This is a genomic window from Bosea sp. NBC_00550, assembly GCF_026020075.1.
Classification (GTDB): Bacteria; Pseudomonadota; Alphaproteobacteria; order Rhizobiales; family Beijerinckiaceae; genus Allobosea.
Map to the genome: position 1 here is coordinate 2,843,411 of NZ_CP102772.1, position 22,639 is coordinate 2,866,049.

The following is a 22,639-nucleotide window of genomic DNA, read 5'->3' on the forward strand; positions in this document are numbered from 1 at the left end:
GAGACGCCGATGACCGCCTTCCGCACCCTCGACGACGCCGATCTCGCCGGCAAGCGCGTGCTTGTCCGCGTCGACCTCAACGTTCCCATGGAGGACGGCAAGGTCAGCGACACCACCCGCATCGACCGCATGCTGCCGACCATCCGCGAAATCGCCGACAAGGGCGGCAAGGTCATCCTCCTCGCCCATTTCGGCCGCCCCAAGGGCCGCGACGACAAGAACAGCCTGAAGCAGATCGTGCCGGCCCTCGCCCAGGCGCTCGGCCGCCCTGTCACCTTCGTCGACGACTGCATCGGCGATGATGTCGCCAAGGCCGTCGCGGCGGCTGATAACGGCGACGTGCTCCTGCTGGAGAACACCCGCTTTCACGCTGGCGACGAGAAGAACGACCCGGACTTCGTGAAGGCGATCGCCGCCAATGGCGACGTCTACGTCAACGACGCCTTCTCGGCCGCCCACCGCGCCCATGCCTCGACGGAAGGCCTCGCCCATGTCCTGCCGGCCTATGCCGGCCGCACCATGCAGGCCGAGCTGGAGGCGCTGTCCGCCGGCCTCGACAATCCGGCCCGGCCGGTGATGGCGATCGTCGGCGGCGCCAAGGTCTCGACCAAGCTCGAGCTGCTCGGCAACCTCGTCAGGAAAGTCGGCGTGCTCGCCATCGGTGGCGGCATGGCCAACACCTTCCTCGCCGCGCGCGGCGTCAATGTCGGCAAGTCGCTCTGCGAGCATGATCTCGTCGGCACCGCCCGCGAGATCGAGGAGAAGGCCAGGGCCGCCGGCTGCGAGATCCTGCTGCCGGTCGATGCGTTGGTCGCACGCGAGTTCAAGGCCCATCCCAGCTACCGGGTCGTGCCGGTCGACGGTGTCGAGGCCGACGAGATGATCCTCGATGCCGGCCCGCTCAGCATCGCCGAAGTCGTGCTGCGTCTGGAGAAGGTGAAGACGCTGGTCTGGAACGGCCCCTTCGGCGCCTTCGAATTACCGCCCTTCGACACCGCGACCGTCGCCGTCGCCAAGGCCGCGGCCAGGCGCGTCAAGGCCGGCAAACTCGTCGCGGTCGCGGGCGGCGGCGACACCGTATCCGCGATGAACCATGCCGGCGTCGCGGATGACCTCACCTATGTCTCGACGGCGGGTGGCGCCTTCCTCGAATGGATGGAAGGCAAGGCCCTCCCGGGCGTCGAGGCGCTGCGGAAGGCGTAAGGCACGGAAACGGCATTGAATCGGCCGCTCCGGCGACGGGGCGGCCGTTCGCATTTTAAGCTTTTTGCCGCTTTCGCTTTGCGCGGGCGGCGCTTCCGCACTACATCCTCCGACATACCGATTAGCCAAAGGGGAGTGCCATCGTGGCCCGTATCACGCTTCGCCAGTTGCTCGACCACGCCGCCGAGAACGACTACGGCGTGCCCGCTTTCAACATCAACAACATGGAGCAGGCGCTGGCGATCATGGCGGCGGCGGATGCGACCGACGCGCCCGTCATCATCCAGGCCTCGCGCGGCGCCCGCAGCTATGCCAACGACATCATGCTCAAGCACATGATGGACGCCGTCACCGAGATCTATCCGCATATCCCGGTCTGCGTGCATCTCGACCACGGCAACGAGCCGTCGACCTGCATGACCGCGATCCAGGCCGGCTTCACCTCGGTGATGATGGACGGCTCGCTCAAGGCCGACGGCAAGACCCCGGGCGACTGGGACTACAATGTCGGCGTGACCAAGACCGTCACCGACATGGCCCATCTCGGCGGCATCTCCGTCGAAGGAGAGCTCGGCGTCCTGGGTTCGCTTGAAAGCGGCGAGGGCGAGAAGGAGGACGGTCACGGCTTCGAGGGCAAGCTCAGCCACGACCAGCTCCTGACCAACCCGGACGAAGCCGTGAAGTTCGTCGCCGAGACGAAGGTCGATGCACTCGCCATCGCCATGGGCACCTCGCACGGCGCCTACAAGTTCACCCGCAAGCCGGACGGCGCGATCCTCGCGATGAACGTCATCGAGGAGATCCACAAGAAGCTGCCGAACATGCATCTCGTCATGCACGGCTCCTCCTCGGTTCCGCAGGACCTCCAGGACATCATCAACCAGTATGGCGGCAAGATGCCCCAGACCTGGGGCGTGCCGGTCGAGGAGATCCAGCGCGGCATCAAGCACGGCGTCCGCAAGATCAACATCGACACCGACAACCGGATGGCGATGACCGGCCAGATCCGCAAGATCCTGTCCGAGAACCCCGGCGAGTTCGACCCGCGCAAATATCTGAAGCCCGCCATGGAGGCGATGACGAAGCTCTGCACGCTGCGCCTGCAGGAGTTCAACACCGCCGGCCAGGCCTCGAAGATCAAGCGCGTCATCACGCTGGCCGAGATGGCCAAGCGCTACGCCAAGGGCGAGCTCGACCCGACCTTCGGCGCCAAGAAGGCGGCGTGACGCTTTGATCTACCCCCTCTCCCCCTGATCCCGGGGCTTGCCCGAGATCAGCTTCGCGAAGTGCCGAACTCGGCAACAGCCGAGTTCGGTCGGGAGAAGGGAAAGCGGCGTGATACGGCCATGCGGGAGAGTCTCTTTCCGGCTGGGTGCATTTCTGATTCAAGAGGTCGAACCCCGCCGCCGAGCCCGCAATCCATGTCGATCGTCTTCTCCGCCCTGGTCGCGGTCTTCGTCGGCTTCGCGGCTTCCGTCGCCGTCATCCTCTCGGCCGCGCACGCGCTCGGCGCCACGGCCGATCAGACCGTCTCCTGGGTCGCCGCGCTCGCCATCGGCACGGCCCTGCCGAGCATCTGGCTGTCCTGGCGTTACCGCATGCCGATGATCTGCGCCTGGTCGACGCCGGGCGCGGCCCTGATCGCCGCCGCCAGCGGCTTCGACATGGCCTCCGCCGTCGGCGCCTTCCTCGTCGCCGCCGTGCTGATGATGCTGACCGCGGCCTTGCGCCCGCTCGGCGGGTTGATCGAGCGCATCCCCATGCCGATCGCCTCGGCGATGCTGGCGGGCGTGATCTTCCGTTTCGTCGTCGCCGTCTTCGACGAGATGCGAATATCGCCGCTGCTCGTGCTGCCGCTGCTCGCGGTCTTCCTCGTCGCGCGGCTTCTCAATCCCTTCCTCGGCGTCATCGCGGCGCTGGTCGCCGGCATAGCCATCAGCTTCGCGGGCGGGCTCGCCCATTGGCCGGCAAGAGAGATCGCGCTCACCGGCCTCGAATTCGTCACGCCGCGCTTCGATATTGCCGCCATGCTCGGAATCGGCGTCCCGCTCTATCTCGTCACCATGGCTGCCCAGAACCTGCCCGGCTTCGCCGTGCTCCGCGCGGCCGGCTATAACCCGCCGACGGCGCCGGCCCTGTTCGCCACCGGGTTCGTCTCGCTGCTGACCGCCCCCTTCGGCGCGCATATGACCAACATGGCCGCGATTTCGGCCTCGATCTGCACCGGCGGCGACACCCATCCCGATCCGGCCCAGCGCTGGAAGGCCGGCGTCATCTACGGCTTCGCCTATCTCGTCGTCGCCGGCTGCACCGGCCTGCTGATCGCGCTGCTGCTCGCCCTGCCCAAGGCGTTGATCGTCGCCGTGGCTGGGCTGGGCCTCGTTGGCTCGTTCACCGGCGCGCTCGCGCAGGCGATGTCGTCCGACAAGGAGCGCTTCGCCGCGGTCATCGCCTTCGCCGTCGCAGCCTCCAGTCTCTCGCTTTTCGGCATCGGTTCTGCCTTCTGGAGTCTCGTTGCCGGGCTTAGCGTCTTGACATTGGACTTCGCTGCGGGCCGTTTGCGCAGCCGATCATGACTACACACGCTTCCCCCACTCGCCTGATGCTCGTCACCCCGCCCGTCGAAGACGCGGAGGCGATGGCCTTTCGCCTGATGCAGGCCATGGCCGGCGGCGATGTCGCCGCCGTCGTGCTGCGTCTGTCCCCTGGCGACGACCGCAGCCGGATCGAGCGCGTCAAGCGCCTCGCCGGCCCGGTCCAGGCCAACAATGTCGCGCTCGTCGTCGAGGACAGCGCCCTCGTCGCCACGCGTGGCGGCGCCGATGGCGTCCACCTCACCGGCGGCCCCGAGGCCATCGCGGAGGCCCGCTCCAGCCTGCGCAACGAGCGCATCGTCGGGGCCGGCAACCTGCGCGCCCGCCACGATGCCATGGATGTCGGCGAGGCCGGCGTCGATTACGTCATGTTCGGCGAGCCGCGTGCCGATGGCAGCGTGCCGCCGCTCGCAGCCGTGATCGAGCGCGCAGGCTGGTGGGCCGAAATCTTCGAGACGCCCTGCGTCGCCTATGCACCCGATGCCGAATCCATCGCCGCCCTGGTCGAGACCGGCGCCGAATTCCTCGCGCTCGGCGCCTGGGCCTTCGAGGAAGGGCAGGACATTCGCGCGCTGGTCGAGGCCGCCAATGCTGCGATCGCGGCCTGCTCGGCGCGGAAGACCGCGCGATGAAGCGGCTTGCCCGCCTCGCCTGTCTTGCCGGCCTCGTGCTGGCGGCGCCGGCCGAGGCTGCGCCCTACGCCGACAATGCCTACGGTGCCTACCAGGCCGGCCATTACCGGCGCGCCCTCTCCGAAGCCCTGAAGCGCATCGAGACGGATAGCAGCGACGCCGCGGCGATGACGCTGGTCGGCGAACTCTACCGCCAGGGCCTCGGCATCCCGCCCGACCAGATGGTCGCGACCGAATGGTATGAGCGGGCCGAGGCGCGCGGCGACGTCAATGCCGCCTTCGCATTGGCCACGCAGCTTCTCGACGAGAAGAGCGGCAAGCGTGACCCGGCCCGCGCCGGCGCCCTGCTCGAAAAAGCCGCCGCTGCCGGCCACCCGGCAGCGAACTACAATCTCGCGCTGACGCTGCTCGCCACCGGTCGCGAGGCTGACGACAAGCCGGCGGTCGCCCATCTCGAGATCGCGGCCAAGGGCGGGGTCAGCGATGCCATGCATGCGCTCGGCGTGCTGGCGAAACAGGGCCGCGGCATGCCCGCAAATGAGCAGGTCGCGGCGCGCTGGATGCAGCAATCGGCCGCCACCGGCAACATTCCCGCCATCGTCGAGTATGCGATCATGCTGTTCAACGGCACCGGAGTGCCGAAGGACGAGGCGGCAGCGGCAAAGCTGTTCCAGCGTGCGGCCGCGCAAGGCAACCCCATCGCCCAGAACCGCCTGGCCAAGCTCTATCAGTTCGGCCTGGGCATTCCGCCGGACACGATCGAGGCCGCCGCCTGGCATCTCGCAGCCCGTTCACAGGGCCTCGACGACCCCGCGCTGGAAGCCATGTTCGACCGCCTGAAGCCGGAGCAGCAGGGCCGCGCCGCGCGCATTGCGGCCAGCCGCATCAGCAGCGCAGTCTTGACGGCGCCCTAAGAGCCGCGCAAGTGACGGCTCGCTATTCTCGCCGGGCGCACAGGCCGCGCCGCAGGCTCATCGCGCCATCGCCGCGCGCAAGAGGTTCCAGATGATCCGTTCCCCCCTGATGACCGTGATGACCGACGCCGTGATCAAGGCGTCCCGCTCGCTCAAGCGCGACTTCGGCGAGGTCGAGAACCTGCAGGTTCTGGCCAAGGGCCCCGGGGACTTCGTCTCCAAGGCCGACCACAAGGCAGAGCAGATCCTGCGCGAAGCGCTTGAGAAGGCCCGCCCCGGCTACGGCTTCGTTATGGAGGAGAGCGGCATCGTCCACGGCACCGACGAGAGCAATCGCTGGCACATCGACCCGCTCGACGGCACCCACAACTTCCTGCGCGGCATCCCGCACTGGAACATCTCGGTCGCGCTGGAGCGCGACAACCAGTTCATCGCCGGCGTGATCTACGACGCCGCCAAGGACGAGATGTTCGTGGCCGAGAAGGGCAAGGGTGCCTTCGTCAACAACCGCCGCCTGCGCGTGTCCGGCCGCAGCGAGCCGGCGGACATGCTGATCGGCACCGGCATCCCGCATATCGGCAAGGGCGGCCATGGCCAGTTCCTGCGTGAACTCGCCGCCGTGATGCCGCGCTTCGCCAACGTCCGCCGCATGGGCTCCGCCGCGCTCGACATCGCCTATGTCGCCGCCGGCCGAATGGACGCCTATTGGGAGCGTGGCCTCAACACCTGGGATTTCGCGGCGGGCGCCGTGCTGATCCGCGAGGCGGGCGGCACCTTCGGCACGCTCGACGGCAAGCAGGTCACCAGCGCGAAGGACATCCTCTGCGGCAACGAGGCCGGCGAGCAGGCGTTGCGCGCCGCGCTGAAGACGGCGGGCTGAGGAACCTTCCCCGCTCTTTCGTGCTTGATCCCGGAGACGCGGGAGGCGACAGTCCTCCCGCACTCCGAGGCGAACGGAAGACGACGCATGGCGAATGAGGATTTCGCGGCCGAGCCGGTGACGGCCGCACCAACGCGGGCGGAAACCCGTTTCTCAAGGCCGCTTCGCTACGTCGTCCGCGCGGTTCTGTTCCTGGCCCTGATCGGCTTTCTCGGCTTCATCCTGCAGGGCGGGCTGGTCCAGGCCTTCATGACCAATCCGGGGCTTAACGGCCTCATCCTCGGCGCGCTCCTCGTCGGCGTGCTGATCGCGCTGCGCGAGCTCTGGCGCATCCACAGCGAGGCCCGGGCCGCGACCCGTCTCGCCGCCGCCCCCGCCTCGGCGGAAGTGCGGCGCGGACAGGTCATCGCGCCGCTCGGCCCGGTCCTGCCGGCGCTGGACAACGGCTCGCTCGCACCGGCCCAGGCCGTCTCCGCGCTCGAATCGATCGCGGTCAGGCTCGACGACGGGCGCGAGGTTCTGCGCTATCTCGGGGGCCTGCTCGTCTTCCTCGGCCTGCTCGGCACCTTCTGGGGCCTGCTCGACACGGTCGGCTCGGTCGGCGGCGTCATCAAATCCCTGCGCACCGGGGCCGAGGCCGGCGTGCTCTTCGACGAGCTGAAGGCCGGCCTCTCCGCCCCGCTCGCGGGCATGGGCCTGTCCTTTTCGTCCTCGCTCTTCGGCATCGCCGGCTCGCTGATCCTGGGCTTCCTCGATCTCCAGGTCGCGCAGGCGCAGCGCCGTTTCCGCAACGAGATCGAAAGCTGGCTGGGCACACGCACCGCCATTCCCGGCACCATCGCCCCGTTGCTTGGGGCGGGCGATCCGCTGGCCGATCGCTTCGAGAAGCTGAGCGCGGCGATGGCGGACGGGGCGTCCAACAACCGGGCCGCCACGCAGGCGCTCGCCAATCTCGCCGAAGGCATCCAGGGCCTCGTCCAGCACATGCGGGCCGAGCAGCAGATGATCCGCGATTGGGTCGAGGCGCAGGCCTCGCGCGAGAAGGATCTGAAGCGCCTGATCGAGCGCCTTACTGCCGACCAGATCGCTGAGCCATGATCAGCCTCTCCAGCGCAGGACTCTGAAGGATGGCCCTCTCCCGCGCCCATCGCCGCGAGGAAACGAACTTCTGGCCCGGCTTCGTCGATGCGCTCTCGACGATGCTGATCGGCATCGTCTTCCTGCTCACCGTCTTCGTGCTTGGCCAGTTCTTCCTCTCGCAGGAGCTCACCGGCAAGGACACGGCGCTGGAGCGGCTCAACCGGCAGATCTCCGAGCTGACGGACCTGCTCGCGCTGGAGCGCTCCTCCAACCGGCAGGCACAGGAAAGCCTGCAGCTCATGCAATCGACCTTGACCCAGTCGCTGGGCGAGCGCGGCCGCCTGCAGGGTCTGATCGATACCCAGAACGGCAACGCCCCGGCTCAGCTCGCCGAAGCGCAGAAGGCGCTGGAGACCGAGAAGCAGCTCTCCGCCCGCGCCCAGGCCAGCGTCGATCTCGTCAACCAGCAGATCATGGCCATGCGCCGCCAGCTCGCCGCGCTGGAGGAGGCGCTGGGCGCCTCGGAAGCCAAGGACAAGGAATCGCAGGCCCGCATCTCCGAGCTCGGCTCGCGGCTCAACGTCGCGCTCGCCCAGCGCGTGCAGGAGCTGGCGCGCTATCGCTCGGACTTCTTCGGCCGGCTGCGGCAGGTGCTTGGCACGCGGCCGGACATCCGCGTCGTCGGTGACCGCTTCGTCTTCCAGTCCGAGGTCTTCTTCGATGCCGGCCAGGCCGTGCTGAAGCCCGAGGGCAAGGGCGAGCTCGACAAGCTCGCCACCATCCTGCTCGATCTCGGCAACGAAATGCCGCCGGACCTGCCCTGGATCCTGCGCGTCGACGGCCATACCGACAATCGCCCGATCAAATCGGCGCAGTTTCCCTCGAACTGGTATCTCTCCTCGGCGCGCGCCATCGCGGTCGTCGAGTACCTGATCTCGCGCGGCCTGCCGACCGACCGCGTCGCCGCGACCGGCTTCGGCGAATACCAGCCGCTCGACGTCGCCAACAGCGACGAGGCCCACCGCCGCAACCGTCGCATCGAGTTCAAGATCACGGAGCGCTGAGCGTTTTAAGCCTTCTGGAACCTCATCGTCATGCTCGGGCTTGACCCGAGCATCTCGGAAACCAGTTTCTTCTGGTCCTGAGATTCTCGGGTCTGCGCTTCGCTCCGCCCGAGAATGACGCAGCGGTTCCCGCGCGCCTCTTACGCCGCCTCGAGCCCGAACTGCAGCGCCGCGAGACGCGCATAGAGCCCGCCGCGGGCCTTCAGCTCGGCATGGCTGCCCTCCTCGACGACGCGGCCGTCTTCCAGGACCAGGATGCGGTCGGCCGAGAGGATGGTCGCGAGGCGATGCGCCACCACCAGCGTCGTGCGCCCCTGCATCAGCCTGTCGAGCGCGTCCTGCACCACGCGCTCGCTTTCGGAATCGAGCGCGCTCGTGGCCTCGTCGAGCAGCAGGATCGGCGCGTCCTTCAGGATCGCACGGGCGATGGCGAGGCGCTGGCGCTGGCCACCCGACAAGGTGACGCCACGCTCGCCGACGACCGTGTCATAGCCCTCGGGCAAGGCGCGGATGAACTCGTCCGCGGCAGCGAGCCGCGCCGCCGCCTCGACCTCCGCCAGCGAAGCGCCGGGCTGGCCATAGGCGATGTTGTCGCGCACCGAGACGCCGAACACGGTCGGCTCCTGCGGCACCAGCGCGAAGCGCTCGCGCCAGGCCTCGGGATCGGCCTCCGGCCCGGCGACGCCGTCGACGACCACGCGCCCGTTCTGCGGATCGTAGAAGCGCAGAGCCAATTGCAGCACGGTGCTCTTGCCCGCGCCCGATGGCCCGACCAGCGCCACGCGCTCGCCCGGCCTGATCGAGAAATTCAGGTTCGACAGCGCCGGGCCGACGCGCCCGGGATAGCTGAAGGAGACGTTCTCGAAGGCGAGTTCGCCGAGCGAGGGATGCGGCATCGGCTTGGGATGCGGCGGCGCGGCGATGGCCGGCTTCATCGCCAGGATCTCGCCGAGCCGGCTCGAGGCGCCGGCCGCCGCGCTGATATCCCCGTAGACCTCGGAGAGCTGGCCGAGCGAGCTTGCCGCCAGCACCGCATAGAGAATGAACTGCGAGAGCCGCCCGCCCGTCATGCGCCCCTCGAAGACCTCGGTCGCCCCGGTCCAGAGCACGCAGACGACGCTCGCGCTGACTAGGAAGATCGCGACGCCCGAAAGCAGCGCGCGCGATGCCGTCGCCTCGCGCGAAGCCGAATAGGCCCCGTCCGAAGCGGCCTCGAACCGCGCCGAGGTCTGGCTGGCAGCGCCGAAGGATTGCATCGTGCGGATCGCACCGACCGCCTCGGCGGCGAAGGCCGAGGCGTCCGCGAGCCGGTCCTGCGCCGCCCGCGCCCGCCTGCGCACCGTACGCCCGGACAGGACGAGCGGGATGACGATCAGCGGGATGACGCCGATGACGATGGCGGAGAGCCGCGGGCTCGTCGCCACCATCAGCCCGAGTGCGCCCAGCGCCATGATGGCGTTGCGCAGCGCGATCGAGGCCGTCGAGGCGAAGGTCGACTTGATCTGCGTGGTGTCGGCGGTGAGCCGCGAGACGAGGTCGCCCGCCCGGCTCGAATCGAAGAAGGCCGGCTCCAGCCGCGTGAGGTGGCGGAAGACGTCGGCGCGCAGGGAGGCGACGATGCGCTCCCCCACCGTCATGACGAGGTAGAAGCGCGCCGAGCTCGCCAGCGCCAATACGGCGACGACGCCGATCAGCAGGATGAAATAGCTGTTGGCGAGCTGCTGTTCGCCCCCGGTGAAACCGACATCTATGACGCGCCGGACCGCCATGGGCAGCACCAGCGTCGCCAGCGACGCGATGACGAGCGCGACCAGCGCCAGGGCGATCCGCCCCTTCTGCGCCTGCGCATAGGGCCAGAAGGTCGCCAGAGAGCGGAAGTCGGGCCGCGCTTTCTTGTCGTTCTTGTCAGCCTCGGCCACGCGCCGGACCTCCTTCGTCTCTCGCATGCGCCACGCACGCTCTTTCAACCAATATCAATCTCGCTTCGTGAAGCCGATAGCGGCGCCCTTGGCAAACGACTCAACGCCGCAGGGGCCGCCTCGAATGCCGGTTAAGCTTGCGCTGTGGTCCCGGCTGCGATATGTGCACGCGACTTCACGACAGGCTCATCCGAATTCTTTTCGACGGGCCGGGCAGGCCCGCCTGCTTGTCGATGCGCCCGTTTTTGTAAGCTTCGAGGATTTCGTCATGGCCAAGTCCGGCATCCACCCCGACTATCACAACATCAAGGTCGTCATGACCGATGGCACCGAATATGCCACCCGTTCGACCTACGGCAAGGAAGGGGACACCCTCAACCTTGACATCGACCCCAAGACCCACCCGGCCTGGACCGGCGGCACCCAGCATATGCTGGACCGTGGCGGGCGTGTGTCGCGCTTCAACACGCGCTTCGCCGGCCTGGGCACGATCGGCAAGAAGTGATGCTGCGGCGCTCTGGCGCCGTCGTTGACCTGAAACAAAAAACCCGGCCTCGCGGCCGGGTTTTTTGTTGGAAATCCTGAACGCGCAGGCATCAGTTCGATCGAGCGGCACTGCGCGCCGTCATTCCGGGGCGGCCCGCAGGGGCGAGCCCGGAACCCAGAACCTATGCGTTTCACGCGGAGGCGCGAGGGTCGAGCCCGCATTCGAACGGCACCGGTTCTGGTTTCCCGGCTCAAGCGCTCCGCGCTTGCCCCGGAATGACGGCGGTGTCCTGCGACGAAAGCCGGTCAGCGACGCCCGATGATCCTCAATGCGTCAGGCCGAGCCGCGCTTGCAGGCTCGCCAGCTGGTCCTGGACGGGGTTGCGAGCTTCGTTGCGGGTCTCGGCTCCCGACATCTGGCTTTCGAGATGGCGCAGGCGCGCCTGCAGCCGCTGCGAATGCGCCATCAGATCGCGCAGGCGTTCCGGCAGTTGCGCGACGATATGCTCGGCCGGCGCGATCATCGGATCGCCGATCTTGACCTTGTTGTGCTCGGTCCTGGCCTGCTCGGCCGTCAGTTCGCCCTCGGCCACGGCACGTTGCACCAGGAGCCAGGAGGCGATCTGCATCAGCCGGGTGGTCAGGCGCATGCTCTCGGTAGCGTAGGTCAGCGCGACCTCGCGCGGCAGCGCCGCCGCTTCCTTGCGGCCGTCCCCGTCGAGATAGGCGGCCGTCTGCTCCACCAGCCCCATGCCCTCGCGGAACAGCAGCATGAAGGCGTCGGATCGCACGAAGCGACGCGCGAAGGAAAGGGCGCCCTCTTTCGTCTGCGGATCGAGCAGCTGGGCATCGTTCATGCGGTGTCTCCCATCGGCACAAGCCCGTGCGCCTTTGAAACGCGTCACGGATCATGCCGCCGATGTCGCAAGGATAGCGCCGATCACGTTTCCCGACGCCGGTAAGATGTCGTTAAGGTTAACGCGGCTAAACAGCTCTGGCGAGATACGACCGTCAGCGCCCGGACACGGGAATAAACGCGCTTATGGGCACGGTGCGCGAGAGACCCCAAAGACAAAAAAAGAGCCGCCAAAGGCGGCTCGAAGGTCAACAGGGAGGCGTCAAACAGAGTGGGCAGGAGCCACTCGACATCCAGACAAACTGGATGATGCGATTCATACTTTGGAATCTTTAACGCACCCTTAACGGGCGTGCCTTTTTGACCCTTGTTCAGGCCAGCTTTCGGAAAAACGCGTCCGCCGCGGAGCGCGACGCATCCTTTTTCGCGCGCGCCTCGGCCAGGCGTTCGATCTCGGCCTTCAGCACCGAGATGCGCTCATCGATCTCGGCGAGCGAGAGCATCGACAGATCCTGCCCGATCTCATGCACGCTCTTCGGCTTGGGGCGATCATCCTCCGGGAATATCGACATGGCGGCCTCGCATCTGCTCAAACTGCGCGCGGCAGGCTAGCCAACTCACGGCCGCAGTCACGCTGCGCCGCACCATGACGAAGGACGACAGGCCATGAAGCCCCTACCCGAGACGATGACAGCGATCGGCATCGCGCAGCCCGGCGGACCGGAAGTCCTGCGGCCGGAGAGCCGTCCCGTTCCGAAGCCCGGCCCGGGCCAAATCCTCGTCGCCCTCGCCGCAGCCGGCGTGAACCGCCCCGATGTCCTGCAGCGCCAGGGCGGCTATAGCCCGCCGCCCGGTGCCTCCGACATCCCCGGCCTCGAAATCGCCGGCACCGTCGTCGCGCGCGGAGAGGGAGCGGAGCGCTTCGCGATCGGCCAGCAAGTCTGCGGCCTCGTCGCCGGTGGCGGCTACGCGCAATATGCCGTCGTCCACGAGAGCAACGCGCTGCCCGTACCCGACGGCCTCTCGCTGATCGAGGCCGGCGCTATCCCCGAGACCTTCTTCACCGTCTGGACCAACGTCTTCCAGCGCGGGCGGCTGCAGGCCGGCGAGAGCTTCCTCGTCCATGGCGGCTCCTCCGGCATCGGCACCACGGCGATCCAGCTCGCCAAGGCCTTCGGCGCGACCGTGCTGGCGACCGCCGGTTCCGAGGACAAATGCCGGGCCTGCCGCGAACTCGGCGCCGACCATGCCATCAACTACCGCACGGAGGATTTCGTCGTGGCGGTGAAGGCGGCGACCGAGGGACGCGGCGTCGACCTCATCCTCGACATGGTCGGCGGCGACTATATCGACCGCAACTACGAAGCCGCCGCCGATCAGGGCCGCATCGTCCAGATCGCCTTCCTCAACGGCCCGAAGGCGACTGCCAATTTCAGCCGACTGATGCTGAAGCGCCTGACCCATACCGGCTCGACGCTGCGCCCCCGCACCATCGCCGAGAAGGCGGCCATCGCCGCCGAGCTGCAGGAGAAGGTCTGGCCGCTGCTGGAAGCCGGGCGCTGCAAGCCCCTGATCAACGCGACCTTCCCGCTTGCAGAGGCCGCGCAGGCGCACCGGCTGATGGAATCCAGCGCCCATATCGGCAAGATCGTGCTGACGGTGTGACTCCCCTCGCCGTCATTCCGGGGCTTCGCGCAGCGAAGAGCCCGGAACCCAGAACCAATGTCCTTCTGGCGGGTCTTGCAACGAGGTCCGCGCCGTCATGGAAAGCGCATCGGTTCTGGGTTCCGGGCTCAGGCCTTCGGCCTGCCCCGGAATGACGATGCGGTTGCGCCAACTGCCAGCAGCCTCTGCTACTACAGCGCACGCTTTCCATGGACACCTGCCCCGCCCTCGCCTATAAGGCGCGCCATCCTGCTCATCGTCGATGATTTGGATGGCCGGCCGGGGAGGCCGGTCGGCGCATGAGAGCTTTTGTCCGCGACCTTGCCTTGACGAGCCCCAGCCAAGCGAGCTGACGGCGCGAAGGCATTTCAGGAGACGCAACCGTGTCACAAACCCCGCTGATGCCCAAGGCCACCGCGGTCTGGCTGGTCGAGAACACCTCGCTGACCTTCGAGCAGATCGCCGAGTTCTGCAAACTGCACCCGCTCGAGGTGCGCGGCATCGCCGATGGCGAAGTTGCGGCGGGCATCAAGGGCCTCGACCCGATCACCTCCGGCCAGCTCACCCGCGAGGAGCTGGAGCGCGCCGCCAAGAACCCGAGCCATCATCTGCGTCTCGCCGAGCGCAAGGTGAAGGTGCCGGAGATCAAGCGCACCAAGGGCCCGCGCTATACCCCGGTCTCGAAGCGCCAGGATCGCCCGAACGCCATCCTCTGGCTGCTGCGCAACCATCCCGAGCTCAAGGATGCCCAGATCATCCGCCTGATCGGCACGACCAAGTCGACGATCGCGCAGATCCGCGACCGCACGCACTGGAACGCCCAGCAGCTCACCCCGATCGACCCGGTCAGCCTCGGCCTGTGCTCGCAGATCGACCTGGATTTCGAGGTCGGCCGCGCCGCCAAGGATCGCCCCGCCGCGCTGGTGGAAGCCGGCTCGACCCTGCTCCCCGCGGAGGAGACGACCGCTCGCGAGCCCAAGCCTTCCGAGAGCCAGCCCTTCGCCGACATGAGCCGGCCGAAGCGCGAGGAGGAAGCCGCCATCGACGTCGATTCCGTCTTCGCCAAGCTGAAGCAGCTCAAGCGCCCGGCCGACGAGGACGACGAGGGCTGAAGCTTTCTAGCCAGCCGTCATGCTCGGGCTTGACCCGAGCATCTCGGAAATCAGTGCTCTCTTGTCATGAGATTCTCGGGTCGAAGCGTCGCTTCGCCCGAGAATGACGGCATGATCGGGGCCTACCCGATCCCCCTGCCCTTCAGCGCCGTACCGATCTCGCCCAGTACTGCGGGGTCCTCGATCGTCGCCGGCACGGCATAATCCTCGCCATCCGCGATCTTCTTCATCGTCGCCCGCAGGATTTTGCCGGAGCGCGTCTTCGGCAGCCGGTTGACCGTCAGCGCCAGCTTGAACGCCGCGACCGGACCAATCCGCTCGCGCACCAGTGCGACCAGCTCGCGCTCGACCTGCTCGGGCGTCTCGGTCGCGCCTGCCTTGAGCACGACGAAGCCGCAGGGCTGCTCGCCCTTGAGCGCGTCGCGGATGCCGACGACCGCGCATTCCGCCACCGCCGGATGCGCCGCCAGCACCTCCTCCATCCCGCCGGTCGAGAGGCGATGGCCGGCGACATTGATGATGTCGTCGGTGCGGCCCATGATGAAGACATAGCCGTCCGCGTCGATGAAGCCGGCATCCGAGGTGTTGTAGTAGCCCGGATAGGTCGTGAGATACGCGTCCCTGAAGCGCTCGTCATCGTTCCAGAGCGTCGGCAGCGCGCCGGGCGGCAACGGCAGCTTGAGCACGATCGCGCCCATCTTGCCCGGCTCGACCTGCCGCCCGCCCTCATCGAGGCACTGCACGTCCCAGCCCGGCAGCGGTACGGTCGGCGAGCCGTGCTTGATCGGCAGCAGGCCGAGCCCCATCGGGTCGCCGACGATCGGCGACCCGCTCTCCGTCTGCCACCAATGGTCGATCACCGGCACCTTCAACAGTGCCTCGGCCCATTTCAGCGTCTCGGGATCGGCCCGCTCGCCCGCGAGGAACAGCGCCCTGAAACGCGAGAGGTCGTGGCCGGCGAGATGCCTGCCCTCCGGGTCCTCCTTGCGGATGGCGCGGAAGGCGGTCGGCGCCGTGAACAGCACCTTGACGCCATGCTCGGCGATCACCCGCCAGAAGGCGCCGGGATCGGGCGTGCCGACCGGCTTGCCCTCGTAGAGCACGCTGGTCGCGGCCTGGAGCAGCGGCGCATAGACGATGTAGCCGTGGCCGACGACCCAACCGACATCGGAGGCGCAGAACATCACCTCGCCCGGCCCGACGTCGAAAAGCTGGTCCATAGTCGCCTTGAGCACGACCATGTGCCCGCCATTGTCGCGCACCACGCCCTTCGGACGGCCGGTCGTGCCGGAGGTGTAGAGGATGTAAAGCGGGTCGGTGGCGGCGACCTCGACGCAGTCGGCCCTGCGCCCTGCCGCCTTGGCGGCTGCGACCAGCGTGCGCCAGTTCCTGTCGCGCGTGGCATGCATCGAGGCGTCCGCCTGCGGCCGCTGCAGCACGACGCAGGTCTCGGGCTTGTGCGTGGCCATCGCGATCGCGCCGTCGAGCAGCGGCTTGTATTCGACCACGCGCGTCGGCTCGACACCGCAGGTCGCGGTCAGGATCACCTTGGGCTCGGCATCGTCGATGCGCGTCGCCAGCTCCTTGGCGGCGAAGCCGCCGAACACCACCGAATGCACCGCGCCGATGCGCGCGCAGGCCAGCATGGCGAAGGCGGCTTCCGGCACCATCGGCATGTAGATGATGACGCGATCGCCCTTGCCGACACCGAGATCCTGCAGCACGGCCGCAAGCGTCGCGACCTCCTCCAGCATCTGGGCGTAGGTGTAGCTCGCCTTCGTCCCCGTGACCGGGCTGTCATGGATCAGCGCGACCTGCTCGCCGCGCCCGTCGCGGACGTGACGGTCGAGCGCGTTGAAGCAGGTGTTGCAGGTCGCATCCGGGAACCAGCGGCCATAGATACCGGCTTCCGGATCGAAAGCCCTAGCGGGCGGCTTGATCCAGTCGATGCCCTCGGCGATCTCGAGCCAATAGGCGCCCGGATCGGCCTGCCAGCGGGCATAGGTTTCGTAATAGCCTTCGGCGGGCCGGGCGGGCGCCGCATGGGAGCCATTCATCGGAAGCGTTCCTCTGCGCCGGATTTCATCCTAAAGCCCCGCAGCGAGCCGGCGTTGGCGGGGCCGATTTTGCGCGGAAGACTGCGCACTCCCCTTGGCCAGCGCAAGCTTCGTGTGCTTACGACTTTCGCCCATCCCGTTCCGCATCTCTCGGCCCTGCGCCCCGCCGTCGCTCCATGCCCTTCGACCTCGTCTTCTTCGCCGCCATGGTGCCGGCCGTCATCCTGACGGGATTGGCGAAGGGTGGATTTTCCGGGATCGGCCTGCTCTCCCTGCCGCTGATGGCCCTGGTCGTCTCGCCGGTGACGGCGGCGGCGATCATGCTGCCGCTGCTGATCGCGCAGGATGTCGTCTCAGTCTGGTCGTACCGGCGCGAATTCGACCGCCGCAACCTGGCGACGCTGGCGCCCGGCGCGCTGCTGGGCGTGCTCGCCGGCTACCTGTTGGCGGCGAAGGTCTCGGATGCGGCCGTCGTCCTCGCCGTCGGGCTGATTTCGATCGGCTTCGCGCTGCGCCGCATGCTGGGCGACGGCAAGAGGCCGCCCGCGGTCCAGCGCGCCAGCTGGGGGCCGGGCAGCCTCTGGGGCTTTCTCTGCGGCTTCACCAGCATGGTCGCCCATGCCGGCGGCCCGCCCTTCCAGATCTATGTGATGCCGCAGCGCCTGCCCCCGGCCATCTTCGTCGGCACCGGCGCGATCTTCTTCGCCGCGATGAATCTGGTTAAGATCATCCCCTATCTCGCCCTCGGCCAGTTCAGCAGCCAGAACCTCATGGCCTCCGCCGCGCTGCTGCCTTTCGCCGTGGCCGCGACCTTCGCCGGCGTCTGGCTGGTCCGGCGTGTGCCGGCCGAGCGCTTCTACGGGATCATCTACTGGCTGCTGCTGCTCGTCGGCGCGAAGCTCGTCTTCGACGGCGTGCGCGGCCTGCATCTGCTCGGCTGAGGCGCAGCCGCGCGATTGCGCCGCATCGGAAAAAGGGATGGATTACGCGAAGGCGCAGCAGCCGCTAAGGCTGTCCGCGCCTGCGTGGAAGGTTTTGCGATGACCCCTTCGGCCTACGACACCGATCTCGACCGCAACCCGGCGAATTTCCAGCCGCTGACGCCGCTGACCTTCCTCGAACGCGCCGCCGCCGTCTTCCCGGATCGCACGGCAATCATCCACGGGCCGCTGCGCCGCTCCTATGCCGAGTTCTATGCGCGTTCCCGCCGCCTCGCCTCGGCCCTGGCCAAGGCTGGCATCGGCAAGAACGACACCGTGGCGGCGATGCTGCCGAACACGCCGGCCATGCTCGAATGCCATTACGGCGCGCCGATGGCCGGCGCGGTGCTGAACACGCTGAACACCCGGCTCGATGCCGCGATCATCGCCTTCTCGCTCGACCATGGCGGCGCCAAGGTGCTGATCACCGACCGCGAGTTCTCGAAGACGATCAGGGAGGCCCTTTCCCTGTGCAAGGCGAAGCCGCTCGTCATCGACTATGACGACCCGGTCTATGACGGCCCCGGCGAGCGGCTGGGGAGCATCGAATACGAGGATTTCATCGCCGGCGGCGATCCCGATTTCGACTGGCAGATGCCATCGGACGAGTGGGACGCCATCGCGCTGAACTACACCTCCGGCACGACCGGCGATCCCAAGGGCGTGGTCTATCACCATCGCGGCGCCAATCTGCTGGCGACCTCCAACGTCATCACCGGCAATATGGGCCGGCATCCCGTCTATCTCTGGACGCTGCCGATGTTCCACTGCAATGGCTGGTGCTTCCCCTGGACGATCTCGATCGTTGCCGGCACCCATGTCTGCCTGCGGCAGGTCCGGGCCAAGGCGATGTACGACGCGCTCGCCGACCATGGCGTCACGCATCTCTGCGGCGCGCCGATCCTGATGTCCGCGCTGCTCAACGCCTCCGCCGAGGAGCGCCGCGACTTCCCCCAGACGGTGGCCTTCTTCACCGCCGCCGCCCCGCCGCCCGAGGCCGTGCTCGCCGGCATGAAGCAGGCCGGCTTCGAGGTGACGCATCTCTACGGCCTCACCGAGTGCTACGGCCCCTCCGTCGTCAACGACTGGAACGATGACTGGAACGCGCTTTCCCCTGCCGAGCAGGCGACCAAGAAGGCCCGCCAGGGCGTGCGCTACCCGGCGCTGGAAGGGCTCGACGTGCTCGACCCGGAGACGATGCAACCCGTGCCGCGCGACGGGCAGACGCTCGGCGAAGTCATGATGCGCGGCAATGTCGTGATGAAGGGCTATCTCGGCAACCCTAAGTCCACGCAGGCCGCGTTCGCTGGGGGCTGGTTCCACACTGGCGATCTCGGCGTGCGCTATCCCGACGGCTACATTCAGCTCAAGGACCGCTCCAAGGACATCATCATCTCCGGAGGCGAGAACATCTCGTCGATCGAGGTCGAGGATGCGCTCTACAAGCATCCCGCCGTTCAGGTTGCCGCGGTGGTGGCGCGGCCCGACGAGAAATGGGGCGAGACGCCCTGTGCCTTCATCGAGCTGAAGCCGGGCAAGGCGGCGACCGAGGCGGAGATCATCGCCTGGTGCAAGCAGCACCTCGCCTCGTTCAAATGCCCGAGGACGGTCGTCTTCGCCGAGGTGCCGAAGACCTCGACCGGCAAAATCCAGAAATTCCGGCTGCGGGAGATGGCGCGGGCGCTGTGAGAGCCCGCGCCGTTCGCCGTCAGGCGCGGTTCAGGCGTCCGTCCGGCGTGTAGTTGTCCACCGCCTCGGGCAGCACCTTCGACAGCCGCGCCAGCAGATCCTCGCGCGACAACCCGGTCTGACGGGCGATCGCATCGATGACCTGCGGCCCGAGCGCCTGCTCCAGATCGGTCGGCGCGACCTCCTCGTTCGGGCCCTGCCGCACCCAGGAATCGGCCTTCTCGCCCTGCCCCGACTGGTTGAAGCGGTCGACGAGCTCGCCGAGGCCGTTGTTCAGCACGGCGCCGACGCCGCCCGCCCCCAGCAATCCGCCGAGGCTGCCGAGCAGGCCGCCACCCTCCTGAGGCACAGACTGCGCCTGTCCCGGCTGGGGCGCAGGAATCTGTCCCGGCTCCGGCTGGCCCCGGCTGCCGAGCCACTCGGAGATCTTGTCGCGGTTCTGGTAACCCGCGACGGCGAGAAGCCCGAGCAGGGCTGTCAGCGACGGAAAACCGCTGCTGCTGTTGTCGTCACTCACGGCGATCACTCCTTCTCTCGTGCAAAGGATACCTGGATCAGACAGTGCGATTGCGGCCGGAAATGGCCGCCCAGACGACCAGCACGACAATGGCACCGACGACGGCGCCGATCAGCCCCGCCCCCTGACCGGGAGCGTACCAACCGAGTGACTGGCCGAGATAGGTCGCGACGAAGGCCCCGATGATGCCCAGGATCGTCGTCAGGATGAAGCCGGACGGCTCGTTCGAGCCCGGCATGATGAACTTCGCGACGACACCGGCGACGAAGCCGATGATGATGGTCCAGATAATGCCCATGCTATCCCTCCCTTGCTGAAGCGCGGCACATCAACCCACGGCCATGCGACAAAGTTCCGTTCGGCCCCGACGGCATCTGCCCATCGGCGCGGACAATAAAAAACCGGCCCCTTTCGGGGCCGGCTCGTCCGCATCTCGAATCAGTAACGGGTTGAGCGCCCGCTTCGCTTCAATGCAAGGTTCGCGATGGCATCGTCTGCCTTACGCGTTCGATCTCATCCTTCAGTTGCAATTTCTTCCGCTTCAACTCGGCCACGCTGAGATCGCTCGATGACGGGCTCGCCATAGCCTGGGCGATCGTATCTTCGAGCTGGCGATGCTTGCGCTCGAGTTCCGCAAGACGGGTTTGCAACGACATCTGGATCCTCCTGATCAGCGGTTGACGTCTCAATCTGGCATAGAGCCGGCTTCGCGTCTGCCCTGTGATGTCACACGGCATTCATGAGTTTCTTTGATCCTCTCCGGCTCATTCCCGGAAAGTCGTGAATAGGACGACCTTCCGGCCCTTGCGCGACGGCGGATGCCCTTGCGGGGCGCGCAGCGGGAAAGGCATAGTCACGCCCAATAACGGCGATGATGAGATGGCCATGGGATTCGAGCTCAGCCCTGAAGAGGTCGAGACCTTCACCGCGGAGCTGGCGCGGCTGCGGGAGGAACATCGCGATCTCGACAGTGCCATCGATGCGCTGGAGCGGGTCGGCTCGATCAACCAGATCCAGGTGCAGCGGCTGAAGAAGCGCAAGCTCTACCTGAAGGACCGCATCGCCCAGATCGAGGATGCGCTGACTCCCGACATCATCGCGTGACGCTGCGCCTTTCCGGCGGCGCTGTGCCCGATTCGCCCTTGCTTCACGGGCCCTGGACGGTCTAGATCGCGCGCTTCCGTAAGCGGAGCCCGAGCGCATCTCATGGCCGAGACCAGCACACCCGTCGCCATCATCATGGGCAGCCAGTCCGACTGGGCGACGATGCGCCACGCCGCCGAGACGCTCGACGCGCTCGCCATCCCCTATGACGCCCGCATCGTCTCGGCCCATCGCACGCCGGAGCGCCTGTTCGCCTTCGCCAAGGGCGCCAGGGCCGAGGGCTTCAAGGTGGTGATCGCCGGCGCCGGCGGCGCCGCGCATCTGCCGGGCATGGCGGCATCGCTGACGCCGCTGCCGGTCTTCGGCGTGCCCGTCGAATCCAAGGCCCTGTCGGGGCAGGACAGCCTGCTCTCCATCGTGCAGATGCCGGCCGGCATCCCGGTCGGCACGCTCGCCATCGGCCGGGCCGGCGCCGTCAACGCGGCCCTGCTCGCCGCAGCCGTGCTCGCCCTTTCGGATGCGGGCCTGGCGGAGCGGCTGGACGCCTATCGCGCCCGCCAGAGCGCAGGCATCGCCGAGCGGCCCAACCGGGACGAGGCATGAGCCCGCCCGTCCCCACCGGCCTTGCGCCGGGCGCCGTGCTCGGCATCCTCGGCGGCGGCCAGCTCGCCCGCATGATCGCGCTGGCGGCGGCCGATCTCGGCATCCGCTGCCATGTCTTCGCGCCCGAAGCCGACAGCCCGGCCTTCGACGTCGCCGCCCGTCACACCATCGCCGACTACGAGGACGAGGCCGCGCTCGCCGCCTTCGCGGGTGCCGTCGATGTCGTGACCTATGAATTCGAGAACGTCCCGGCCGCGACCGCGGCCTTCCTCGCCGGGCGTGCCCCGCTGCATCCCGGCGCACGCGCGCTCGCGGTGACGCAGGACCGTTTCAGCGAGAAGAGCTTCGTCGCCGGGCTCGGCCTGCCCGTGGCGCCCTTCCGCGCGGTCGATTCGCTCGCCGACCTCGAAGTCGCCGTCGCCGAGCTCGGCCGCCCTTCGGTGCTGAAGACCCGGCGCTTCGGCTATGACGGCAAGGGACAGGTCAAGATCGCGCCCGGCAGCGATCTCGCCGAGGCGCATGAGGCGATCGGCCGCTTCCCCGCGATCCTCGAAGGCTTCGTGCCCTTCGTCCGCGAGGTTTCGGTCGTCGCCGCCCGCGGCATCGACGGCGCCTTCGCCGCCTTCGACGTCTGCGAGAACGAGCATCGCGACCACATCCTCGCCTTCACCCATGTGCCCGCGAATCTCTCCGCCCCGGCCTCCGATGCGGCGATCGAGGCCGCACGCCGCATCGGCGAGGCGCTGGGCTATGTCGGCGTCTTCACCGTCGAGCTGTTCGTGCTGGAAGCGCAGGTCGGCAAGGGCGAGCGCATCGTCGTCAACGAGATCGCCCCGCGCGTCCACAATTCCGGGCATTGGACCAGCGAGGGCGCGCTGACCTCGCAGTTCCACCAGCATGTCCGCTCCGTCTGCGGCTTCCCGCTCGGTGCCACCACCCGGCGCGGCCGGATCGAGATGGAAAACCTGATCGGCGACGCCGCGCTGCGGTGGCGCGAGATCCTGGCCGAGTCCGGCGCCCATCTCCACCTCTACGGCAAGCGCGACGCCCGCCCCGGCCGCAAGATGGGCCATGTCACGCGGGTCATGCCGGAATAAGCATCGCCGTCATGCTCGGGCTTGCCCCGTGCATCTGGTGCCGGAAGAGGCTCCCAGGCCTTGTCCTGCCGGAGATTCTCGGGTCTGCACTTCGCTCCGCCCGAGAAATCGGAACCACGGAAAGCCCTAGTAAAAACCGCCATTTTCACCGCTCCATGCCGTGGACAGGCGAAATGAATTCTGGTAT

Annotated in this window: 23 protein-coding genes; 16 read left to right on the plus strand and 7 right to left on the minus strand. The window is 67.7% G+C overall.

The genetic code is table 11. The features are described 5' to 3' along the window. The first annotated feature begins 9 nt into the window (after positions 1-9). The 8 genes from NWE53_RS13670 to NWE53_RS13705 all read left to right on the plus strand — a co-directional run bounded on the left by NWE53_RS13670 (position 10) and on the right by NWE53_RS13705 (position 8,367). On the plus strand, positions 10-1,203 hold the full coding sequence (locus NWE53_RS13670; protein ID WP_265054791.1) for a phosphoglycerate kinase: 1,194 nt from the start codon (positions 10-12) through the stop codon (positions 1,201-1,203). Positions 1,204-1,346: 143 nt separating this feature from the next. Further along, complete coding sequence (gene fba / locus NWE53_RS13675; RefSeq protein ID WP_265049935.1) at positions 1,347-2,429, plus strand: class II fructose-bisphosphate aldolase; 1,083 nt, start codon at positions 1,347-1,349, stop codon at positions 2,427-2,429. Between the two features lie 195 nt (positions 2,430-2,624). Then, on the plus strand, positions 2,625-3,779 hold the full coding sequence (locus NWE53_RS13680; protein WP_265049936.1) for a benzoate/H(+) symporter BenE family transporter: 1,155 nt from the start codon (positions 2,625-2,627) through the stop codon (positions 3,777-3,779). Beyond that, on the plus strand, positions 3,776-4,429 hold the full coding sequence (locus tag NWE53_RS13685; RefSeq protein WP_265049937.1) for a thiamine phosphate synthase: 654 nt from the start codon (positions 3,776-3,778) through the stop codon (positions 4,427-4,429). The genes NWE53_RS13680 and NWE53_RS13685 overlap by 4 nt, the downstream gene beginning before the upstream one ends. Next, entirely contained in the window at positions 4,426-5,343 is a 918-nt protein-coding gene (locus NWE53_RS13690) for a tetratricopeptide repeat protein (protein WP_265049938.1), read from the plus strand. The genes NWE53_RS13685 and NWE53_RS13690 overlap by 4 nt, the downstream gene beginning before the upstream one ends. A gap of 91 nt (positions 5,344-5,434) precedes the next feature. Further along, positions 5,435-6,223 carry an inositol monophosphatase family protein gene (locus NWE53_RS13695; protein WP_265049939.1) on the plus strand — a complete coding sequence of 263 codons (789 nt, stop codon included), beginning with the start codon at positions 5,435-5,437 and terminating at the stop codon, positions 6,221-6,223. Between the two features lie 87 nt (positions 6,224-6,310). Further along, entirely contained in the window at positions 6,311-7,321 is a 1,011-nt protein-coding gene (locus NWE53_RS13700; protein WP_265049940.1) for a flagellar motor protein MotA, read from the plus strand. Positions 7,322-7,350: 29 nt separating this feature from the next. Continuing rightward, positions 7,351-8,367: a peptidoglycan -binding protein gene (locus tag NWE53_RS13705; protein ID WP_265049941.1), complete on the plus strand. Its 1,017-nt coding sequence runs from the start codon at positions 7,351-7,353 to the stop codon at positions 8,365-8,367. A gap of 140 nt (positions 8,368-8,507) precedes the next feature. Here NWE53_RS13705 and NWE53_RS13710 read toward each other — a convergent pair whose 3' ends face one another. Beyond that, on the minus strand, positions 8,508-10,313 hold the full coding sequence (locus NWE53_RS13710) for an ABC transporter transmembrane domain-containing protein (protein WP_442864833.1): 1,806 nt from the start codon (positions 10,311-10,313) through the stop codon (positions 8,508-8,510). A gap of 241 nt (positions 10,314-10,554) precedes the next feature. On the opposite strand from NWE53_RS13710, the gene rpmE reads away from it, so the two are divergent. After that, complete coding sequence (gene rpmE / locus NWE53_RS13715; protein WP_265049942.1) at positions 10,555-10,791, plus strand: 50S ribosomal protein L31; 237 nt, start codon at positions 10,555-10,557, stop codon at positions 10,789-10,791. A 307-nt stretch (positions 10,792-11,098) separates the two neighbouring features. Here rpmE and rcdA read toward each other — a convergent pair whose 3' ends face one another. Together rcdA and NWE53_RS13725 are read right to left on the minus strand one after the other, a co-directional pair. Continuing rightward, on the minus strand, positions 11,099-11,629 hold the full coding sequence (rcdA, locus tag NWE53_RS13720) for a protease adaptor protein RcdA (protein ID WP_265049943.1): 531 nt from the start codon (positions 11,627-11,629) through the stop codon (positions 11,099-11,101). Between the two features lie 370 nt (positions 11,630-11,999). Further along, positions 12,000-12,200: a DUF1192 domain-containing protein gene (locus NWE53_RS13725; protein ID WP_265049944.1), complete on the minus strand. Its 201-nt coding sequence runs from the start codon at positions 12,198-12,200 to the stop codon at positions 12,000-12,002. A 94-nt stretch (positions 12,201-12,294) separates the two neighbouring features. On the opposite strand from NWE53_RS13725, the gene NWE53_RS13730 reads away from it, so the two are divergent. Together NWE53_RS13730 and NWE53_RS13735 are read left to right on the plus strand one after the other, a co-directional pair. Continuing rightward, on the plus strand, positions 12,295-13,293 hold the full coding sequence (locus NWE53_RS13730) for an NAD(P)H-quinone oxidoreductase (RefSeq protein ID WP_265049945.1): 999 nt from the start codon (positions 12,295-12,297) through the stop codon (positions 13,291-13,293). 383 nt (positions 13,294-13,676) lie between these two features. Next, positions 13,677-14,405: a DUF1013 domain-containing protein gene (locus tag NWE53_RS13735; protein WP_265049946.1), complete on the plus strand. Its 729-nt coding sequence runs from the start codon at positions 13,677-13,679 to the stop codon at positions 14,403-14,405. Between the two features lie 122 nt (positions 14,406-14,527). Here NWE53_RS13735 and NWE53_RS13740 read toward each other — a convergent pair whose 3' ends face one another. Next, complete coding sequence (locus tag NWE53_RS13740; protein ID WP_265049947.1) at positions 14,528-16,462, minus strand: propionyl-CoA synthetase; 1,935 nt, start codon at positions 16,460-16,462, stop codon at positions 14,528-14,530. A gap of 176 nt (positions 16,463-16,638) precedes the next feature. Here NWE53_RS13740 and NWE53_RS13745 point away from each other — a divergent pair, with 176 nt between their 5' ends. Together NWE53_RS13745 and NWE53_RS13750 are read left to right on the plus strand one after the other, a co-directional pair. Further along, positions 16,639-17,403 (plus strand): sulfite exporter TauE/SafE family protein, encoded by a 765-nt coding sequence (locus tag NWE53_RS13745; protein ID WP_265049948.1) that lies wholly within the window; start codon positions 16,639-16,641, stop codon positions 17,401-17,403. A 99-nt stretch (positions 17,404-17,502) separates the two neighbouring features. Beyond that, positions 17,503-19,131 carry an acyl-CoA synthetase gene (locus NWE53_RS13750; protein ID WP_265049949.1) on the plus strand — a complete coding sequence of 543 codons (1,629 nt, stop codon included), beginning with the start codon at positions 17,503-17,505 and terminating at the stop codon, positions 19,129-19,131. Between the two features lie 19 nt (positions 19,132-19,150). On the opposite strand, the gene NWE53_RS13755 is transcribed toward NWE53_RS13750, so the two are convergent. From NWE53_RS13755 to NWE53_RS13765, 3 genes are all read right to left on the minus strand, one after another. Next, positions 19,151-19,648, minus strand: a complete 498-nt coding sequence (locus NWE53_RS13755; RefSeq protein WP_265049950.1) for a YidB family protein — start codon at positions 19,646-19,648, stop codon at positions 19,151-19,153. 37 nt (positions 19,649-19,685) lie between these two features. Continuing rightward, positions 19,686-19,946, minus strand: coding sequence for a GlsB/YeaQ/YmgE family stress response membrane protein (locus NWE53_RS13760; RefSeq protein ID WP_265049951.1), 261 nt, complete (start codon positions 19,944-19,946; stop codon positions 19,686-19,688). A gap of 169 nt (positions 19,947-20,115) precedes the next feature. Further along, positions 20,116-20,304, minus strand: a complete 189-nt coding sequence (locus tag NWE53_RS13765) for a YdcH family protein (protein ID WP_265049952.1) — start codon at positions 20,302-20,304, stop codon at positions 20,116-20,118. Positions 20,305-20,533: 229 nt separating this feature from the next. Here NWE53_RS13765 and NWE53_RS13770 point away from each other — a divergent pair, with 229 nt between their 5' ends. The 3 genes from NWE53_RS13770 (at position 20,534) to NWE53_RS13780 (ending at position 22,452) form a co-directional block, all read left to right on the plus strand. Further along, on the plus strand, positions 20,534-20,752 hold the full coding sequence (locus NWE53_RS13770) for a YdcH family protein (protein ID WP_055728071.1): 219 nt from the start codon (positions 20,534-20,536) through the stop codon (positions 20,750-20,752). Positions 20,753-20,854: 102 nt separating this feature from the next. After that, positions 20,855-21,355 (plus strand): 5-(carboxyamino)imidazole ribonucleotide mutase, encoded by a 501-nt coding sequence (gene purE / locus NWE53_RS13775; protein ID WP_265049953.1) that lies wholly within the window; start codon positions 20,855-20,857, stop codon positions 21,353-21,355. Next, a complete protein-coding gene (locus NWE53_RS13780; protein WP_265049954.1) occupies positions 21,352-22,452 on the plus strand; it encodes a 5-(carboxyamino)imidazole ribonucleotide synthase in 1,101 nt (366 codons plus the stop codon). Before purE ends, NWE53_RS13780 begins: the two co-directional genes overlap by 4 nt. Positions 22,453-22,639: the final 187 nt, after the last annotated feature.

Excerpts from the sequence above, each read along its gene's own strand:
- NWE53_RS13745 (WP_265049948.1), top strand. The coding sequence starts at position 16,639 with ATGCCCTTCGACCTCGTCTTCTTCGCCGCCATGGTGCCGGCCGTCATC.
- NWE53_RS13710 (WP_442864833.1), bottom strand. The coding sequence starts at position 10,313 with ATGCGAGAGACGAAGGAGGTCCGGCGCGTGGCCGAGGCTGACAAGAAC.
- NWE53_RS13730 (WP_265049945.1), top strand. The coding sequence starts at position 12,295 with ATGAAGCCCCTACCCGAGACGATGACAGCGATCGGCATCGCGCAGCCC.
- NWE53_RS13695 (WP_265049939.1), top strand. The coding sequence starts at position 5,435 with ATGATCCGTTCCCCCCTGATGACCGTGATGACCGACGCCGTGATCAAG.
- NWE53_RS13670 (WP_265054791.1), top strand. The coding sequence starts at position 10 with ATGACCGCCTTCCGCACCCTCGACGACGCCGATCTCGCCGGCAAGCGC.
- NWE53_RS13700 (WP_265049940.1), top strand. The coding sequence starts at position 6,311 with ATGGCGAATGAGGATTTCGCGGCCGAGCCGGTGACGGCCGCACCAACG.
- NWE53_RS13725 (WP_265049944.1), bottom strand. The coding sequence starts at position 12,200 with ATGTCGATATTCCCGGAGGATGATCGCCCCAAGCCGAAGAGCGTGCAT.
- rpmE (WP_265049942.1), top strand. The coding sequence starts at position 10,555 with ATGGCCAAGTCCGGCATCCACCCCGACTATCACAACATCAAGGTCGTC.
- NWE53_RS13780 (WP_265049954.1), top strand. The coding sequence starts at position 21,352 with ATGAGCCCGCCCGTCCCCACCGGCCTTGCGCCGGGCGCCGTGCTCGGC.
- NWE53_RS13690 (WP_265049938.1), top strand. The coding sequence starts at position 4,426 with ATGAAGCGGCTTGCCCGCCTCGCCTGTCTTGCCGGCCTCGTGCTGGCG.
- NWE53_RS13760 (WP_265049951.1), bottom strand. The coding sequence starts at position 19,946 with ATGGGCATTATCTGGACCATCATCATCGGCTTCGTCGCCGGTGTCGTC.
- NWE53_RS13685 (WP_265049937.1), top strand. The coding sequence starts at position 3,776 with ATGACTACACACGCTTCCCCCACTCGCCTGATGCTCGTCACCCCGCCC.
- purE (WP_265049953.1), top strand. The coding sequence starts at position 20,855 with ATGGCCGAGACCAGCACACCCGTCGCCATCATCATGGGCAGCCAGTCC.
- NWE53_RS13765 (WP_265049952.1), bottom strand. The coding sequence starts at position 20,304 with ATGTCGTTGCAAACCCGTCTTGCGGAACTCGAGCGCAAGCATCGCCAG.
- NWE53_RS13740 (WP_265049947.1), bottom strand. The coding sequence starts at position 16,462 with ATGAATGGCTCCCATGCGGCGCCCGCCCGGCCCGCCGAAGGCTATTAC.
- NWE53_RS13680 (WP_265049936.1), top strand. The coding sequence starts at position 2,625 with ATGTCGATCGTCTTCTCCGCCCTGGTCGCGGTCTTCGTCGGCTTCGCG.
- rcdA (WP_265049943.1), bottom strand. The coding sequence starts at position 11,629 with ATGAACGATGCCCAGCTGCTCGATCCGCAGACGAAAGAGGGCGCCCTT.
- NWE53_RS13770 (WP_055728071.1), top strand. The coding sequence starts at position 20,534 with ATGGGATTCGAGCTCAGCCCTGAAGAGGTCGAGACCTTCACCGCGGAG.
- NWE53_RS13750 (WP_265049949.1), top strand. The coding sequence starts at position 17,503 with ATGACCCCTTCGGCCTACGACACCGATCTCGACCGCAACCCGGCGAAT.
- NWE53_RS13705 (WP_265049941.1), top strand. The coding sequence starts at position 7,351 with ATGGCCCTCTCCCGCGCCCATCGCCGCGAGGAAACGAACTTCTGGCCC.